The 16,743-nt window shown below is 65.3% G+C and carries 14 protein-coding genes; 10 read left to right on the forward strand and 4 right to left on the reverse strand.

Annotation, left to right across the window (positions count from 1 at the left end; translation table 11 throughout):
* Positions 1–83 precede the first annotated feature (83 nt).
* Both HV753_RS04835 and HV753_RS04840 read left to right on the forward strand, forming a co-directional pair.
* Positions 84–1,496 (forward strand): M20 family metallopeptidase, encoded by a 1,413-nt coding sequence (locus tag HV753_RS04835; protein ID WP_175173261.1) that lies wholly within the window; start codon positions 84–86, stop codon positions 1,494–1,496.
* A 45-nt stretch (positions 1,497–1,541) separates the two neighbouring features.
* Complete coding sequence (locus tag HV753_RS04840) at positions 1,542–2,522, forward strand: Bug family tripartite tricarboxylate transporter substrate binding protein (protein ID WP_175173262.1); 981 nt, start codon at positions 1,542–1,544, stop codon at positions 2,520–2,522.
* Between the two features lie 40 nt (positions 2,523–2,562).
* On the opposite strand, the gene HV753_RS04845 is transcribed toward HV753_RS04840, so the two are convergent.
* The 3 genes from HV753_RS04845 to HV753_RS04855 all read right to left on the reverse strand — a co-directional run bounded on the left by HV753_RS04845 (position 2,563) and on the right by HV753_RS04855 (position 6,582).
* Complete coding sequence (locus HV753_RS04845; RefSeq protein ID WP_246288155.1) at positions 2,563–4,962, reverse strand: TonB-dependent siderophore receptor; 2,400 nt, start codon at positions 4,960–4,962, stop codon at positions 2,563–2,565.
* A gap of 135 nt (positions 4,963–5,097) precedes the next feature.
* Entirely contained in the window at positions 5,098–6,051 is a 954-nt protein-coding gene (locus HV753_RS04850) for a FecR domain-containing protein (RefSeq protein ID WP_175173264.1), read from the reverse strand.
* 3 nt (positions 6,052–6,054) lie between these two features.
* The gene (locus tag HV753_RS04855; protein WP_175173265.1) at positions 6,055–6,582 is read right to left on the reverse strand and encodes a sigma-70 family RNA polymerase sigma factor; all 528 of its coding nucleotides are present in this window, start codon (positions 6,580–6,582) and stop codon (positions 6,055–6,057) included.
* A 236-nt stretch (positions 6,583–6,818) separates the two neighbouring features.
* Between HV753_RS04855 and HV753_RS04860 the strand changes: the two genes are divergently transcribed.
* The 5 genes from HV753_RS04860 (at position 6,819) to HV753_RS04880 (ending at position 11,915) form a co-directional block, all read left to right on the forward strand.
* Positions 6,819–8,429, forward strand: coding sequence for a PepSY-associated TM helix domain-containing protein (locus HV753_RS04860; RefSeq protein WP_175173685.1), 1,611 nt, complete (start codon positions 6,819–6,821; stop codon positions 8,427–8,429).
* Positions 8,426–8,776, forward strand: coding sequence for a DUF3325 domain-containing protein (locus HV753_RS04865; RefSeq protein WP_175173266.1), 351 nt, complete (start codon positions 8,426–8,428; stop codon positions 8,774–8,776). Before HV753_RS04860 ends, HV753_RS04865 begins: the two co-directional genes overlap by 4 nt.
* A 146-nt stretch (positions 8,777–8,922) precedes the next feature.
* Positions 8,923–10,917 carry a ribonucleoside triphosphate reductase gene (locus tag HV753_RS04870; RefSeq protein ID WP_175173267.1) on the forward strand — a complete coding sequence of 665 codons (1,995 nt, stop codon included), beginning with the start codon at positions 8,923–8,925 and terminating at the stop codon, positions 10,915–10,917.
* Positions 10,918–10,969: 52 nt separating this feature from the next.
* Positions 10,970–11,155 (forward strand): anaerobic ribonucleoside-triphosphate reductase, encoded by a 186-nt coding sequence (gene nrdD, locus HV753_RS04875; RefSeq protein ID WP_175173268.1) that lies wholly within the window; start codon positions 10,970–10,972, stop codon positions 11,153–11,155.
* The gene (locus HV753_RS04880) at positions 11,121–11,915 is read left to right on the forward strand and encodes an anaerobic ribonucleoside-triphosphate reductase activating protein (protein WP_175173269.1); all 795 of its coding nucleotides are present in this window, start codon (positions 11,121–11,123) and stop codon (positions 11,913–11,915) included. Before nrdD ends, HV753_RS04880 begins: the two co-directional genes overlap by 35 nt.
* Here the strand turns inward: HV753_RS04880 and HV753_RS04885 are convergent.
* Positions 11,912–13,345 (reverse strand): aminotransferase-like domain-containing protein, encoded by a 1,434-nt coding sequence (locus HV753_RS04885; RefSeq protein ID WP_175173270.1) that lies wholly within the window; start codon positions 13,343–13,345, stop codon positions 11,912–11,914. The genes HV753_RS04880 and HV753_RS04885 overlap by 4 nt on opposite strands.
* A 131-nt stretch (positions 13,346–13,476) precedes the next feature.
* On the opposite strand from HV753_RS04885, the gene HV753_RS04890 reads away from it, so the two are divergent.
* The 3 genes from HV753_RS04890 (at position 13,477) to HV753_RS04900 (ending at position 16,730) form a co-directional block, all read left to right on the forward strand.
* Complete coding sequence (locus tag HV753_RS04890; RefSeq protein WP_175173686.1) at positions 13,477–14,766, forward strand: hydroxymethylglutaryl-CoA reductase, degradative; 1,290 nt, start codon at positions 13,477–13,479, stop codon at positions 14,764–14,766.
* Between the two features lie 87 nt (positions 14,767–14,853).
* Positions 14,854–15,345, forward strand: a complete 492-nt coding sequence (locus HV753_RS04895) for a hypothetical protein (protein ID WP_175173271.1) — start codon at positions 14,854–14,856, stop codon at positions 15,343–15,345.
* Positions 15,342–16,730: a tripartite tricarboxylate transporter permease gene (locus HV753_RS04900; protein ID WP_175173272.1), complete on the forward strand. Its 1,389-nt coding sequence runs from the start codon at positions 15,342–15,344 to the stop codon at positions 16,728–16,730. The genes HV753_RS04895 and HV753_RS04900 overlap by 4 nt, the downstream gene beginning before the upstream one ends.
* The last annotated feature ends 13 nt before the right edge of the window (positions 16,731–16,743 follow it).

Here is a 16,743-nt window from a genome sequence, read left to right on the forward strand (position 1 = left end):
CATGGAAAGAATGCTAATTATCTAATTGTGGCATGTTGTGAAGCGTAATAACTTTGTGCTTCCTTGAGCACCCGAGAGCCGTTGTGATTCGCGAACAAGCCATCCTTCATGCCGTTCAAGCCTTTGATTCCGGCGCCCTGCTGGCCACACTGGCACGCCGCGTCGCCTACGCCACGGAAAGCGAGGCGCCCGAACAAGGCCCGGTCCAGCACGCCTATCTGAACGAAGCGTTGATTCCGTTGCTGACGGCACTGGGGTTTTCTTGCGAGGTCCACGCCAATCCCGCCGGGGTTGACCTGCCCATCCTGGTGGCTCGCCGCATCGAGCAGCCGGGCCTGCCGACGGTGCTGATGTACGGCCACGGCGATGTGGTGCGCGGCAACGCCGCCAAGTGGGAGGCGGGACGTGATCCGTGGCGCTTGCAGGTTGAAGGCGACCGCTGGTACGGCCGAGGCACCGCCGACAACAAGGGTCAGCATTCCATCAACCTGGAAGCCCTGCACCAAGTGATCGCGGCGCGTGACGGCCAACTGGGCTTCAACGCGATTTGGCTGATCGAGACCGGCGAAGAGGCGGGTTCGCCCGGCTTGTCCGCCTTCTGTGATGCGCAGCGCGACGCCTTGGCCGCCGACGTGTTCATCGCCAGCGATGGCCCACGCCTGAACGCCGAGCGTCCGACCTTGTTCATGGGATCGCGTGGCGCCGTGAACTTCGAGTTGAAGCTGCGCGCGCGCGAACGCGGATACCACTCCGGCAACTGGGGCGGCCTGCTGGCCAACCCGGCCATCGTGTTGATGCACGCCATTGGCACGCTGGTGGACGCGCGCGGCCGGATCACCGTGCCCGGCCTGCGCCCGCCCCCCATCCCCGCTGCGGTCGCCGACGCATTGGCTGACCTGGAAGTGGGCGGCGGCGCGGACGACCCGGAAATCAATGCGTGGTGGGGCGAACCCGGCCTGTCCGCGCCGGAAAAAGTGTTCGGCTGGAACAGCCTGGACGTGTTGACGTTCGGCGCAGGCGATCCCGCCAAGCCCGTGAATGCCATTCCACCGGAAGCCGTGGCCTGGTGCCAGTTGCGCTTTGTGGTGGGCACCGACTGGCGCGCGCTGGAAACCCATGTCCGCCAGCACTTGCGCGACGCGGGCTTCGAAGACGTGCAGGTGCGGCTGGGCATGCAGGGCGGCGCCACGCGCCTGTCGCCCGACAATGCCTGGGTACGCTGGGCCGCGGCGTCGGTGGAGCGCACCACCGGCAAGCGGCCCGCATTGTTGCCCAACCTGGGCGGTTCGCTGCCCAACGAGATTTTTGCTGACCTGTTGGGGCTGCCTACGCTGTGGGTGCCTCATTCCTATCCGGCCTGCGCCCAGCATGCCCCCAACGAACACTTGCTGGGCAGCGTGGCGCGCGAAGGGCTGGCCATCATGGCCGGCCTGTTCTGGGATCTGGGCGACCAAGGCGAGGCGCTGCGCCAGGCCACCGCCAGGACGTCCGCCTGATCCTCTTTCCCGCTACTACCCTCCTGACTGACCGAGAGCTTTGCCATGACCGCTAGATTTTGTACCGCCGTGCTGGCGTTCAACCTTGCCGTGGCCGCCTTTGCTGGCGGCGCCCAGGCCGCCTATCCCGAGCAGCCCATCAAGATCGTCGTGCCGTTCACGCCGGGCGGTGCGACGGATGCCGTGGCCCGGCTGCTGGCCAACAAGCTGTCCGGCAGCCTGGGGCAGTCCGTGATCGTGGAGAACCGCCCCGGCGCGTCCACCGTGATCGGCGCCGACGCGGTGGCGCGCGCGCAACCGGACGGCTACACGCTATTGCTGTCCGGCAGCACCACCTACACCGTCCTGCCCGCGCTGAAGACGTCGCTGCCTTACGACCCCATGCATAGCTTTGAACACATCGCCATTGTCGCCATGGCGCCGGTGGTGCTGCTGGCACAAAACGGCCTGGCAGCCCATACGGTGAAGGAAGCAGCCACCCTGGCCAAACAGCAAAGCGACAAGGGCGGCCTGATGTACGGCACCTTCGGTCCTGGCTCGGCCCCCCATCTGGCCGGTGAAATGTTCGCCGAAGCCGTTGGCGCCAAGATGATGCCCGTGCCCTACAAGGGCAGCGCCCAGTTGATCACCGCGATGATCGGCGGCGAAGTGGCGCTGGGCGTGGACACGGTATCGTCCGCCGCACCGCAGGTGCGCGCGGGCAAGGTCCGTGCGCTGGCGGTGACGGGCGAACATCGGGTGCCGCAATTGCCCGACGTGCCCACCTTCACCGAGGCCGGCATTCCGCAAGTGTCCCTCGTGGGCTGGTACGCCTTGGCCGCGCCCGCCCGCACGCCCGCGCCAGTCGTCGACACCCTGAACCGCGCAGTTGCCAAGATCATGGAAGATCCGCAGGTCCGCCAGGCAGTGTCCGATCTGGCGCTGGAGCCGGTGTACCTGCCAGGCAAGGCGTTCCAGGACCAGATCGTCAAGGAACTGCGCACGTTCGGCGATGTGGCCAAGCGCGCCAACATCACGTTGGAATGAGAGAACGGCCGGGCTGACATCACGCCCGGCCCAATGCCCATCAATACTTGTAGTTCACGCCCAGCATGGCGCTGAACGGCGCACCGTAGTAGTTGCTGTAGACGTTCGTGCTGGCGTAGTACTTCTTATCCAGCACGTTGTTCAGGTTCAGCGTCGCCGACCATTGGCGGTTGAACTGATAGCGCGCCATCAGGTCCAGCAGCGCATAGCTGCTTTGCGACGATTCATACTGCTGGCCGCCCGGGCCACGGCTGGAATAGCTGCTGCCGCTTTCCCAACGCACGCCGCCCCCCACCGTGAGCGCGCTCAAGGCTCCGGGCAGTCGATACGTGGTGTACAGCTTGGCGATATGGCGCGGCAACCCGACCTGCGTGATGAAGCCCTGCGGCAAACGGCGGTCCACGTAGGCGTAGGACAACTGCATCTGCCAACCCTTCGTCAATTCCCCGCTGATCTCGGCTTCCACGCCGCGCATCACGGCGCCGTCGGCCGCCACATAGGCGTTGTCACCATTGGGCGCCAGAAGATCGCCATCCAGCATCGCGTAGTTGTCCTGACGGGTGCGGAACAACGCCAGCGAGCCGTTCAACCTGCCATCCAGGAACGCCGACTTCAGGCCGATCTCGTAGGTGTTGCCCTTGATGGGCGCCAGCACGCTGCCGGATACGCTTTGCGCCTGCTGCGGCTGGAAGATGCTGGTATAGCTGGCGTAGGCGGACACGTCGCGGGTCAAGTCATAGACCACCCCAGCGTAGGGGGTGTAGACGCCCTGCTCACGCATATTGTCAGGATAGGACGATCCATCGTTGTACGTGTAGGACGCCTGCTGATCCCACCACGTCACGCGAGAGCCCAAGACCAGCGACAAGGCTTCGGTCGGACGCAAGCGCAGCGCACCATAGATCGAGGCTTGTTTCTCGGTGTAGTAGCGCTTGCCGGTGGACTGCCAGTCGGGTTCGGGCATATCGCCATCCCACAAGCGGATGTCGGGAATCTTGGGGTCATAGCCCGGCGCCACCCACAAGGGATACATGTCGTAGTCCCCCCTGGTGCGCGATGCATTCACCCCCACCACCAGGTCGTGCTTGCGCCCAAAGGCATCAAAGGCGCCTGTCAGGCTCGCGTCCACGGCGTTCTGGGTCTTCGGAATGGGCCATTTGGCGATCCAGACCGACGCACCCTGGCCCGTTTCCAGGTTGGCCCAGCCGTTGCTGCTGAACCAGCCGTAGGTGCGGTCGTTATCGTCCCCGGTGCGCGACACCGTCAACGACCCCTTCCATGACGGCGCGAATTCGTGATCCAGCGTGGCGAAGACGTTGTATCGCGTGCGCTCCTGGCGGCTCCAATCCGTTGCAGAGTTGAAGCGCTGCGGAAAGTCGGTCTTTGAGCCGTCGGCATACACGCCCGGGAAGCCGAAGTACGAGCACGCCGTGCATTTCTTGCGCTGGTATTCCGCGCCCAAGGTCAGCATGGTGCGTTCGGCCAAATCCGCTTCGACCACGCCGTAGAGCAGCTGCGAGTCTTGCTTCACGCGGTCGATGAACGAGCCGCCTTCCTGCCATGCCCCCACCAACCTGCCCCGCAACTTGCCGGACTCGTCCAGCGGCGTGCCCAGGTCGAACTCGGTGCGCTTGTAGTCCCAGGAACCCACGGCGACGCCCACGCCCGCCTCAAAGTCACGGGTGGGCCGTTTGCGCACCAGATTGATCGATGCCGCCGGGTTGCCCGCGCCGCTGAGCAGGCCGGTCGATCCGCGCACGACCTCAATCCGGTCATACAGCGCGGTGTCCAGGCCAAGCGCATTGAAATCCTTGTGCGTCGGCACGCCGTCAACCTGCATGTTGGTGACTTCCATGCCGCGCGCGTAGAGCCCCTTCTCGTTGTCGTCCGCCGAGCCCTTTTTCTTGAATGTCAGGCCCGGCGTGTTGGCGATGACGTCTTCCAGCGTATTGAGCCCCTGGTCCGAGATGCGCTGGCGCGTCATGACCGACACCGATTGCGGTGTTTCGCGCAACGTCATCGGTAATTTCGTAGCCGTGGTGGACAGGCCGACCGTGTAGGAATCGGTGCCTTCGCTGGGCGCGGGTTCTTGCGAGCCCAGCACCTCGACCGGCGCCATGGTCTGCGCACCCATGATGCGTAACCCGTAGTTGTTGCCGCCCTGGCTGACCGCTTCCAGTCCGGTGCCCGACAGCATGGCCGCCAGCCCCGCCGCCACGCTGTAGTCGCCTTGCAGGCCCGGGCTTTGCTTGCCCTGCGTCAGTTGGGCGTCAAACGACAGCACCACGCCGGCTTGTGCGGCAAAGCGGCCCAATGCAAGACCCAGCGGGCCGGGCGGCACCTGGAAGCCGCGCGCGGCATCGGCGGCTGGCGCGGATTGCGCCAACACCGCGGGCGCGGCAGAAAACGCCATCAGCGCAACAAGGACAGCACGCGCCATGGGCGCCAAGGCGCCCGGAGGGCAGTGGGATAGCGGGGAGAAAGGCATAAGCTCAGGTTTTCCGTGAATCAAATCCGATGTATTCCCTGCTAAGTCGGACGAGATCGGAAAAAGGACAATGCCAGAAGAAAAAAATCAGCCGCCGCGCGCGATGACCCGTGTGTAGTAGCGGGTGAAACGCGATATCCGCACCGGCAGCGCGCGCTCCACGGCGGCCAAGGCGCGGTCGGTGTCATCGATGGGGAAGGCTCCGGATACCCGCAGCCCTGCGACGGCCTGGTCACAGGTCAGACGGCCGGGCCGGTAACGGTCCAGCTGCGCAATGAAATCGCCCAGGCGGGCGTTGTCCACGATGATCAGGCCACGGGTCCAGGCATCGGATTCGCTGGAGATCGCCCCGGCATGGCGGGCTCCCGCAGCCGCCAGCACCCCTTGTTCACCCGCGTTCAGCACCAACGGCACGCCACCCTCGGCGGGTTCCAGAACCACCGCGTGGCGCAGCACCGCGACCTGCGTCGCGGCATCCTGGCGGTTGACGGTGAAGCGCGTGCCCAGCGGACGGATCGTGCCGTGCAGCGTGGTCACGCGCAAGGGAGGCAGGCCCGACGCCGCGAGTTCGGTATCAATCAGGATCTGGCCCGCATGGACGATGATGCGACGGCCGCTGGCATTCACCGTCACGTCCACCGCGCTGTCGCTGTCCAGCCATAGCTGCGTGCCGTCGGCCAGCACCAGTTCACGGCGCTCGCCCACGCCCATGCGGTAGTCCGCCAACAGCCGGTCGACAGGCATGACGCGCCACGCCAACATGCCGCCCGCGCCAAACAGCGCCACCGCGCCCAGGCCATTGCGCAACGCCGCGCGGCGGCTGGCGAAGTGATGGTCTGCGCGGCTCAGGGTATCGGCAGCCAGCCGCGCAGGCGCCGCCCCCAGCGTTCCGCGCAAACGCTCAACCTGATGCCAGATGCGGGCGTTTTCGGGGTCGGCGGCCAGCCAGCGGCCGTGCGCCGCCACATCGGCCACGCTGACGTCGTCCGCGCACAAGCGTGCATACCATTGCGCCGCAGCGGCGATGGTCTTGTTCGCCATCGCCTACTGCCGTTCCAGTGCGTAGACCAGGCAGTGCTCGGTCGCGCGCGCCATGTATTTCTTGACGGAGCTGACCGTCACGCCCATCGCGGCCGCGATGTCCGCATAGCTTGCACCTTCAAGTTGAGACATCAGGAACGCGCGCCGCACCTTGTCACCCAAGCCGTGCAGCATGGCGTCGATCTCGCGTATCGTTTCCAACAGAATGGCTTGCGTTTCGGGCGAAATGGCGCAGGCCTCGGGTTGCTGGGCCAGCGTTTCCAGCCAGGCGCGTTCCAGGACCTGGCGGCGGATGTGATCCACCAACGTGCGCTGCGCGACCGTCGCCAGAAAGCTGCGGGGCTGGCGCACGCCCTGCAACTGCGCCATGGACGCGGGCGACGCAAGCAGGCGCACGAATGTGTCCTGAGCCAGATCGGCGGCCTCGGCAGGAACGCCCAGGCGCCGCAACAGCCAGCCGCGCAGCCAGCCGTGATGGTCGCGATAGAGCAAGCCGAGCTCTCGGTGCTCCAGGGATTCCGTGGACGACATGGACGTAGTGCGACCGCATTCTCATTTTCAGGAATGGGAATTGTAATCATTATTAATGATGACGAGCAATCATCTATCGGCCGCGCGGCATCGCCGAGCGCCGCCATGCCCGATGGAGCACTCTGGCCCCAATTCGCTTAGAATTGGAACCATTCTCAATAAAAATTCAAACCGTTTGGCTCGCAACGGTTATCGACAAGAAAGAGGCTCGCTTGAAATCCGGTTTCCGCCTATCCATGGCCTGGTTGCACACCTGGGTCGGCCTGTGGTTTTCCTGGCTGCTGTTCACGGTGTTCCTGACAGGGTCGTTGGCCGTCTTCTCCGAGCCCATCACCCACTGGATGACGCCCGAGCATCATGCAGCCGAAGCCTTGGCCGCGCAGCAGGAAAGCGCGCCGGTGGACCGTGCGCGTCGCCTGGACCTGGCGATCGACTACATGTCGCGCCACCATGCCGGCGCTGAGATGTGGGAGATCTGGCCCGTCAACCGCTCGCATGAGAACAGCCTGTCGGTGTACTGGTTCGATCAGAACGGCCAATATGCCGATGCCGATCTGGACCCCGCCACGGGCGCCGAAATGGATGACCATCACGATGAGGAAGGCCGCGCCACGATGGGCGGCACCCACTTCGTGAACTTCCACTACATGCTGCACGAAAGCCGCTATGGCCTGTGGATCGTGGCATTCGCCACCATGGCCATGTTGGTCGCGCTGATTTCAGGCGTGGTCACGCACAAGCGGATCTTCAAGGACTTCTTCACGTTCCGCGCCAAGAAGGGCCAACGCTCCTGGCTGGATGCGCACAACGCCGTGGCGGTACTGACCCTGCCCTTCCAGTTCATGATCGCGTATACGGGCATCGTGATCTCAAGCGCCGAGCTGATGCCCGCGCCAGTCGCGGCCCACTACGGCGCCGGCATGGAGGGCACCCGCCTGTATCTGGCCGAAATGCAAGGCGAGGTAAAGCCCGCCCGCACCGGCGCCCCGCTTGCCATGCCCAAGCTTGAGCCGCTTGTGGCCCAGGCGGAATCCCTGATTGGCCAGACCGCGCGCGCCATTGTCATCAACAACCCCGAAGACAGCACAATGCGAATCGCCGTCTACGGTTGGAACGAAGACCGCGACACCTTCCACAACATCAGCGCCACGACCGGCATGGCCGAGTTCTCGGCCGCCACCGGCGAACTGCTGCGCACGCGCCTGGCGGGCGGCGTCAACGGCGGCACTCCTGCGCTGACCCGCCAAGTGATGAGCGATCTGCACATGGCGCGCTTCGGCGGGCTGGGCATCCACTGGCTGTACTTTATCTGCGGCCTGGCGGGCGCGGCCATGATGGGCACGGGCGCCGTGCTGTTCATGGTGAAGCGGCGTGCCAAGCTGGGCAATGAATTCGGCACGGCCACGGCGCGCATGTACCGCCTGTTCGAAGGCCTGAACGTGGCGGCCCTGGCCGGCCTTGCCGTGGCGTGCATCGGCTTCTTCTGGGCCAACCGCCTCTTGCCCGTTGCCCTGGAGAACCGCGCGTTGTGGGAACTGCGCAGCTTCTTCGGCATCTGGGCGCTGATGTTGGCGCTGGCCTGGCTATGCAGCCCGCGCCGCGCGTGGATCACGCAATTGGGCCTCTTGGCCACGCTGTGTCTGCTGCTGCCGTTGCTGTCCTACGCGACGCTGGGCGACCATCTGTTTGCGCAGATTGGACGCGGCGACTGGGAAAGTGCCGGTGTTGAACTGACGTCCGTCGCCTTTGGCGTACTATCCGCGTGGGCGGCGATTCGTTTGTGGAAGAAGCCTCTGTCCGCGCCCGCCCAGCGCAAACCCCGCGCGAACCAAGAGGCTGCGGCATGAGCATGAACGACGTATTCGCCATCGTGATGGCATTGCTGCTGACCTATTCGGGCATGGCCTGCCTGAGCCTGGCCATGCCGCGCCATTACGACCAAGTATGGGGCCGCGACCCTTCGGCAGGCCATACCCGCGTGCTGCGCGGCGCCGGCGTGCTGCTGCTGGCGCTGGCCCTCCTGCCCTGCGTCGGACTGTGGGGCAACACGGTAGGCGTGGTGGCGTGGCTCGGTTGGTTGTCCGCTGGCGCGCTGTTGTGGGTCGGCATGCTGTCGTGGGCGCCCCGCCCGGCCGCTGGCACCGCCGCCCTGGCGGTCGCGATTTCATTGGCGGGCGTCACCATCGGGTTCTGAGCCCCGGGCGGGCCTTGCGTTTTCCTCAGGCCCTTTTCCCGCGTTTGACCCGCATCAAGTCAGGCCGATATCGCGCGCACACTTTGCGGCGACAACACCATATGTAGTGATAGAGTTTTCACACTCCACTACATATGGTGTTAAAAATGCCCATCCAACACATCCTCAAGCGCGACGGCCGCATCGCGGCCTTTGATCGCGACAAGATCGCGCACGCCATCGCGGCGGCCGGAACCAGCACCGGGGAGTTGGACCTGACGGGCGCGCAGTCTCTGACGACCATCGTCATCCGCGCGCTGGCTGACCAGCCCTGCCCCGGCGTCGAGACGATCCAGAACCGCGTCGAAGAGGCCTTGGTCAAAGCTGGCCACTGGCGCACCGCCCGCGCCTACATCGTGCATCGCGAACAGCACGCCCGACTGCGCTCGCTGCGTCACACCCTGGTGGACGTGGAAAGCGCCATGGAGGAATACCTGGACCAGCGCGACTGGCGCGTGAACGCCAACGCCAATCAAGGCTACAGCCTGGGCGGCCTGATCCTGAACGTGGCGGGAAAAGTCACCGCCAACTACTGGCTGTCGAACGTCTTCACGCCTGAGGCCGGCCATGCGCATCGCGAAGGCGACATCCACATCCATGACCTGGACATGCTCAGCGGCTATTGCGCCGGCTGGTCACTGCGCCAACTGCTGACCGAAGGCTTCAACGGCATCCCGGGCAAGGTCGAATCCACTCCGCCCAAGCACATGTCGGCCGCCATCGGCCAGATCGTCAATTTCCTGGGCACCCTGCAAAACGAATGGGCCGGCGCGCAGGCATTCAGTTCCTTTGACACCTACATGGCGCCCTTCATCCGCCGCGACGCGATGACCTATGCCGAGGTCAAGCAAGCCATGCAGGAACTGATTTTCAACCTGAACGTGCCCAGCCGCTGGGGCACGCAGACCCCCTTCACCAACCTGACCTTTGACTGGACCTGCCCCGCCGACCTGAAGGAACAGGTGCCCTATGTGGGCGGCGTGGAAATGCCGTTTTCGTATGGCGACCTGCAAGCGGAAATGGACATGATCAACCGCGCCTACATCGAAGTGATGATGGCCGGCGACGCCAAGGGGCGCGTGTTCACCTTCCCGATTCCCACCTACAACATCACGCCCGACTTCGACTGGAACCATCCCAATACCGACCGCCTGTTCGAGATGACGGCGCGCTACGGGCTGCCCTACTTCCAGAACTTCCTGAATTCCGACCTGGAACCCCATATGGTGCGGTCCATGTGCTGCCGCTTGCAGCTGGACCTGCGCGAACTGCTCAAGCGCGGCAATGGCCTGTTCGGGTCCGCCGAGCAGACTGGTTCCGTGGGCGTCGTCACCGTGAACTGCGCGCGACTGGGGCACACCTGCCAGGGCGACGAAGCAAAACTGATGGCGCGGCTGGATACGCTCCTGGGCCTGGGCCGCGACGTGCTGGAAACCAAGCGCAAGGTGGTGCAGCGCTACATCGACCAAGGGCTCTATCCGTACACCCGCCGCTACCTGGGCACGCTGCGCAATCACTTCAGCACGCTGGGCGTCAACGGTATCAACGAGATGATCCGCAATTTCTCGAACGATGCCGACGACGTCACCACCGCGGCGGGCCATGCGCTGGCCGTGCGCCTGCTGGACCGCGTGCGCGACCGCATGACCGAGTTCCAGGAACAGACCGGCCACCTCTACAACCTGGAGGCCACGCCGGCGGAAGGCACGACGTACCGCTTTGCACGCGAAGACAAGAAGCGCTATCCGGGCATCCTGCAAGCGGGCACCGAGGCCCAGCCCTACTACACCAACTCCAGCCAGCTGCCGGTGGGCCACACCGACGATCCGTTCCACGCGCTGCAACTGCAAGAGACGCTGCAAAGCAAATACACCGGCGGCACCGTGCTGCACCTGTACATGAACGAAGCCGTGTCGTCCGCCGAGGCCTGCAAGCAACTGGTGCGCCGGGCCCTGTCGAACTTCCGCTTGCCTTACATCACGGTCACGCCCACGTTCTCGATCTGCCCCCATCACGGTTATCTGGCCGGACACCACGAGTTCTGCCCCAAATGCGACGCCGAATTACTGGCCAAGCAATCCGCGTGCTGCGCCCCGGCCTAGCGCGCGACATCCCGCCGGGCGCAAGCCCGGCATTCACCCCAAGGAGTCTTCCATGCAAACCCTGACCGCTCCCCCCGCCGTCGCTGCCGCCCCCGTTCTGCAACGGGACGACAGCCAGCGTGTGCGCTGCGAAGTCTGGACCCGAGTGATGGGCTACCACCGTCCCGTTTCTTCCTTCAACACCGGCAAACAAGGCGAATTCAATGAACGCCGCTTCTTCGTCGAGCAACGCGCCTGAAGGCGAGCCTCAACACGCTGAAACCGGTACGCGCAGGCTGGCCGCAAGGCCGGCCTACGCGACACCGCCCCAACCTGTCACCCAGCCATTGCCGCGACATTCGCCCGCGATCGGCGGGCTGGTCCCATTTTCCACGGTGGATTGGCCAGGGCAACTGGCGGCCGTGATCTTCATCTCGGGCTGCCCCTGGCGCTGCCACTATTGCCACAACACCGAACTGCAAACCCGCGCGGCCCGATACGACTGGCACGACACCCGCCGCTTCCTGCAAACGCGCACCGGCCTACTGGACGCCGTGGTGTTTTCGGGCGGTGAACCCTTGAGCGAGCCCCGGCTGCCGTCACTGATCCGGGACGCGCGACGCATGGGATACCGGGTGGGCCTGCACACGGCTGGCATCTATCCGCTACGCCTGGCCGACGTGCTGCGCTATCTGGACTGGGTGGGGTTGGACATCAAGGCCGACGCGCAAGGCTACGACGACATCACCGGACGGCGCGATTCGCAGCGTCCCGCGATGGCTTGCCTGACGCAGCTGCTGTCGGCCGGAACGGATTTTGAATGCCGCATCACCTGGCATCCCGATTGGCTGGACGAAACGCGCTTGCTGGCCCTGGCCAGCGAACTTGCGCGCCGAGGCGTGCGGCGCTTTGCCGTGCAGGCCGCGCGCAGTTCGCCAGGCGCACCGCCCGGCCACGCGCCAAGCGCGCAGGCGCAAGCCCTGATGGCGCAATGGTTCGTGGAGTTCACCTTCCGCTAGGCCGAACGCTTGGGGTGTCGCGCCAGTGCCGCCTCAAGCGTCGCGTGAAAGCGCGGCGACCCAATCGCGCCAACGTTGCAACGCGACCAGGGAGATATCGCGGTGGGGTCCACGCTGAACACGCGGCCCGGCGCCATGATGACCTTCTCGGGCATCAAGTCGGCAGCCAGCGTCAGCGAATCCGTCACGCCCGGAAACGCCGACCACAAATAAAGCGAACTCGTGGGCCGCGCAAAAACCTCGGCGCCCAGCGAATCCAGCACCTGCAAGGCGTTGCCCGTGGCGGCTTCCAGGCGTTGCCGCAACCTGACCAGATGCCGCTCGTAGTGCCCATCGCGCAACATCACGTCCACCATGCGCTCGCAATATTCCGAACTACTGACGTGCACCAGGGCTTTCAGATCGGCCAGATCGCTGGCCAATGCAGCGTTGCACGCGATGAAACCGACCCGCAGCGCGGCTGAAAACGACTTCGAGAAACTGCCGATATAGATCGTGCGTTCCAATTGGTCCAGCGCCGACAGCCGCACCGCCGATGTGGGCTTGAAATCGGCCAGCGAGTCGTTTTCGACGACCATCAGGTTGTAGCGCTCGCACAGTTGCAAGACCTTATAGGCCTTGGCCAGCGAGATATCGGAACCGGTGGGGTTGTGCGCCAACGATTGCGTGAAGAACAGCCGGGGCTTTTCGCGCTGGAGCAAGGCTTCCAACGCCACCACGTCCGGCCCATCGGACAGGCGCGGCACGCCCAGCATACGCACGCCCGCCAGCTTCAGCTTGCCAAACAAGGGGTAGTAGCCCGGGTTGTCCACCAGCACCGTCGCGCCAGGCGGCACGAAGTAGCGGATCACCAGGTCCATGGCTTCGTTCGCGCCATGCGTCAACACCATCTGCCGTGGCGCGACGCTTACCCCCACATCGCCCAGCTTGCGCACCAGGCTTTCACGCAGCGGCGCGTAGCCAAACCGGCTGCCGTAGCGGAACAAGGCGCCCAGCCCGGTGCGCACCACCTTTTGGTGATAGCGGTCCATGCGCATGTCGGCCAGCCATTCCACTGGCGGAAAGCCGTCCCCCACCTGCACCGCGTCGGGTTGGGTCTTGAGCTGTTCACGCATCAGCCACACGATATCCATGGCCCGGCTTAGCTGTCCGCTTTCCTCGTCCGCCGCCTTGCGGGCGAACTCGCCGTCCAGCACGAAGAAGCCGGCGCCCCGGCGGGGTTCCACCAGCCCCTGCGCCACCAGCATTTCAAAGGCCACGACCACCGTGTTCTTGGCATAGCGATGCAATTGCGACAGCTCCCGCAGGGACGGCAGCTTGTCGCCCGGGCGGTACACCCCGTCGGCGATCTGTTGGCCAATCAGCTTGGCCAGGCTTTCCGCGATGGGCGCGGCGCGCGGCCGCCTATTCGGTTTGCTTGCGTCTTCCATGCGTCGTTTTCTGCCCGATGACAGGCCAAAATTGGTGCAGTGCGATGGTACTGTTCGTTCAAACTGTACCTCTCAATAGCGGTACAGTTTACCTAGAATCAGGCCACTTAATTCTTATACGGAGACCTGCCATCGTGGCCGATTCACGCTTACCCAATTTCCGCGCGCTTAGCCCCGCGCAACGCCTGGCCGCGATTGCGGACGCCGCAGCGCTGACCCCTGAAGAACAGCAATTGCTGGCCCGGCCGGGCGCCCTGGGTCTGGACCGTGCCGACGGCATGATCGAAAACGTCATCGGCGCTTTCGAGCTGCCGCTGGGCGTGGCCGGCAACTTCCAGATCAATGGCCGCGATGTGCTGGTGCCGATGGCGGTGGAAGAGCCGTCCGTGGTGGCGGCGGCCTCCTACATGGCGAAGCTGGCGCGCGCGGGCGGCGGCTTCGAGACGTCCAGCACCCGTCCGCTGATGCGCGCCCAGGTCCAGGTGCTGGGCTTGACCGACCCGCAAGGCGCGCGGCTGGCGCTGCTGCGCGAACGCGAACGCATCGTGACGCTGGCCAACAGCCGCGACAAGGTACTGATCGGCCTGGGCGGCGGCTGCCAGGACATCGAAGTCCACGTATTCGCCGACACGCCGCGCGGCCCCATGATCGTGCTGCACCTGATCGTGGACGTCCGCGATGCGATGGGCGCCAACACCGTCAACACCATGGCCGAGGCCGTGGCGCCGCTGGTGGAAGCCATCACCGGCGGTTCGGTGCGCCTGCGCATCCTGTCCAACCTGGCCGACCTGCGGCTGGCCCGCGCCCGCGTGCGCCTGACGCCTGAAGTCCTGGATACCAAGGACCGCAGCGGCGCCGAGATCATCGAAGGCGTGCTGGACGCCTACACGTTTGCCGCAGTGGATCCCTACCGCGCCGCAACACACAACAAAGGCATCATGAACGGCATCGATCCGGTGATCGTCGCCACCGGCAACGACTGGCGCGCGGTGGAAGCCGGTGCGCACGCCTACGCCGCCCGCTCGGGCCGCTACACGTCGCTGACGCAATGGGAAAAAGATACGTCGGGCGCGCTGGTCGGCACGATTGAAATGCCGATGCCCGTGGGCCTGGTCGGCGGCGCGACGAAGACGCATCCGCTGGCTCGCCTGGCACTGAAGATCATGGACGTGCGCTCGGCCCAAGAGCTAGGTGAAGTGGCGGTTGCCGTGGGTCTGGCGCAGAATCTGGGCGCGTTGCGCGCGCTGGCCACTGAAGGCATCCAACGCGGCCACATGGCCCTGCACGCGCGCAACATCGCGCTGGTGGCAGGCGCAGTGGGCGCCGAAATCGACACCGTCGCCAAACGCATGGCAGCGGAGCAAGACGTCCGCACCGACCGCGCGCTGGCCTTGCTGGAGGAACTGCGGCAATCGCGATAAGCCCGGCCGGCCCAGGCCATGCAGGAAACGACATAAGAACAGAGGCGGCGCGGCCAGTCCGCGCCGCCCGATCCAAAGGAGAGAGACATGGACCCCAAACCCCCAGCGTCGTCCTGGCGCTTGGCTGAAGTCTGGAACGACACCGTGGACCTGCGTCAGTTGGCGTGGGCCATCGGCATCGGCATCACGATCAGCGTGGCCGGCTTCTATGCCGCCAGTCGCTGGCTGCGCGGCATGGTCGCGTCGCCGGAACTGGCGCACGCCTACGCCATGCTGGCGGGACTGGCCGGCTGCGTCCTCGCGGGCGTGATCTGCGCGCGCCTGTTCCCGCCCAAGCGTGAAGTCATCGAGCACACGTCCACCCACGATCCCGCCTGGCGTGCCGAGGTGCTGGCGGAATTGGCCGAGCAGCCCGGCGGCCTGGGCACATTGGCCGACCTGCCCGACGCCGTGGTGCGCGAACTGAAGGAACTGGACTTGTATGACCTATTCACCGAGCCGCCCGTGCCATCGCCGCAGTCCGCTGCGCAAGCCACGCCCGCCGGGCGTCAAGGCGTATCCAAGGAGGCCCTGGCATGAGCGATCCCATCCTGCTTGAACAAATCATGGTGGCAGCCGCCATGGGGCTGCTGGGCGCGGTGGTGTTCGCCGCCATCGGCCTGGTGTCGGGCACCGACGAGACCACCACGCTGGCGCCGCTGACCTTGCTGGTGGTGCTGCTGGGCGTCCCGCCCGCTGGCGTATTCACCTTCTTCCTGGCCGGCGCAGTGGCCAAGCACATGACGCACGCGGTGCCCACCGCCCTGCTGGGCATCCCCGGCGACACCTTGGCCACGCCGCTGCTGCAAGACGCGAACATGCTGCGCAAGCTGGGCGTGCCGCACATTGCGCTGCGCAAAATGGTGTCTGGCGCCATCGTGGCCGCCTTTGTGGCGGTGCCGCTGGCCGTGCTGTTCGCGGTCCTGCTGGCGCCGTTCGGCGCGGCCATCACCAAATCCGCGCCGTGGATCTTCCTGGCCGCGGCAGTGCTGATCGCCTATTTCTCGGCCGGACGCTGGGCGGCGGTAGCGCTGCTGGTGCCCTTCGTGGTGGTGATCATCGCGCTGCAAAGCCTGACGGCCAAGTACGGCGTCAAGCTCAGCATCAGCTATTTCCTGGGCATCGCCATCGGCCCGTTGATCGCAGACCTGTTCACGGTGATTTCCCCCATGGGACGCACGAAGATGATGCGGGAAAAAGTGCGCACCTTCTCGCTGGCCCCGGACGTCAAAGGCTGGTCGGGCTACTTCCCGAACCCGCTGAAAGTCATGGACCGCACGCAGACCCGCTGGACGCTGGCCACCGCCGCCATCTCCAGCGCGACCTTCGTCTTCAGCCCGGTGGCCATGACCGTGGTGCTGGGCGAACTGGTCGGCTCACGCATCAAGCACGCCTACCATCGGCTGACGACGGTGCTGTCGGCGCGCAACGGCGTCACCGAAGCCACCTACATCGCGGAAGCGCTGATTCCGCTGATTGCGTTCGGCCTGCCGCTCAGCCCCGTGGCTGCCGGCCCGGCCGCGCCGCTGTTCAATGCCCCGCCGCGCTTCACGGTGGACGCGGCCACCGGCCAGACGCACAACCTGCACAACCTGCTGAACCACTGGGAATTCCTGGGCTACGGCATGTTGGCCGTGCTGCTGGCGGCGGTGGTGTCGTACCCGTTCGCGATGAACTACGCGCGCCGCGCCGCGCTGTTCGTGTCGCGCAAGGTCAGCCACGAAGCCATCATCGCCACGTTCGTCGGCCTGATCATCGTGATCAGCATCTGGGAAGGCCAATTCCTGGGCCTGCTGGTGATTCTGACGATGGGTCTCTTTGGCGGGCTGCTGTCGCGCCTGTTCGGCTTCAACACCGGCGTCCAGTTCATGGGTTATTACACCGCCGTGCTGTCGGTGCCGGCCATCATCAAGCTGATGGCCTAGTACGCCCGCCGGG

It is taken from the genome of Achromobacter pestifer (assembly GCF_902859625.1).
In the GTDB taxonomy this organism is placed as follows: domain Bacteria; phylum Pseudomonadota; class Gammaproteobacteria; order Burkholderiales; family Burkholderiaceae_B; genus Achromobacter; species Achromobacter pestifer.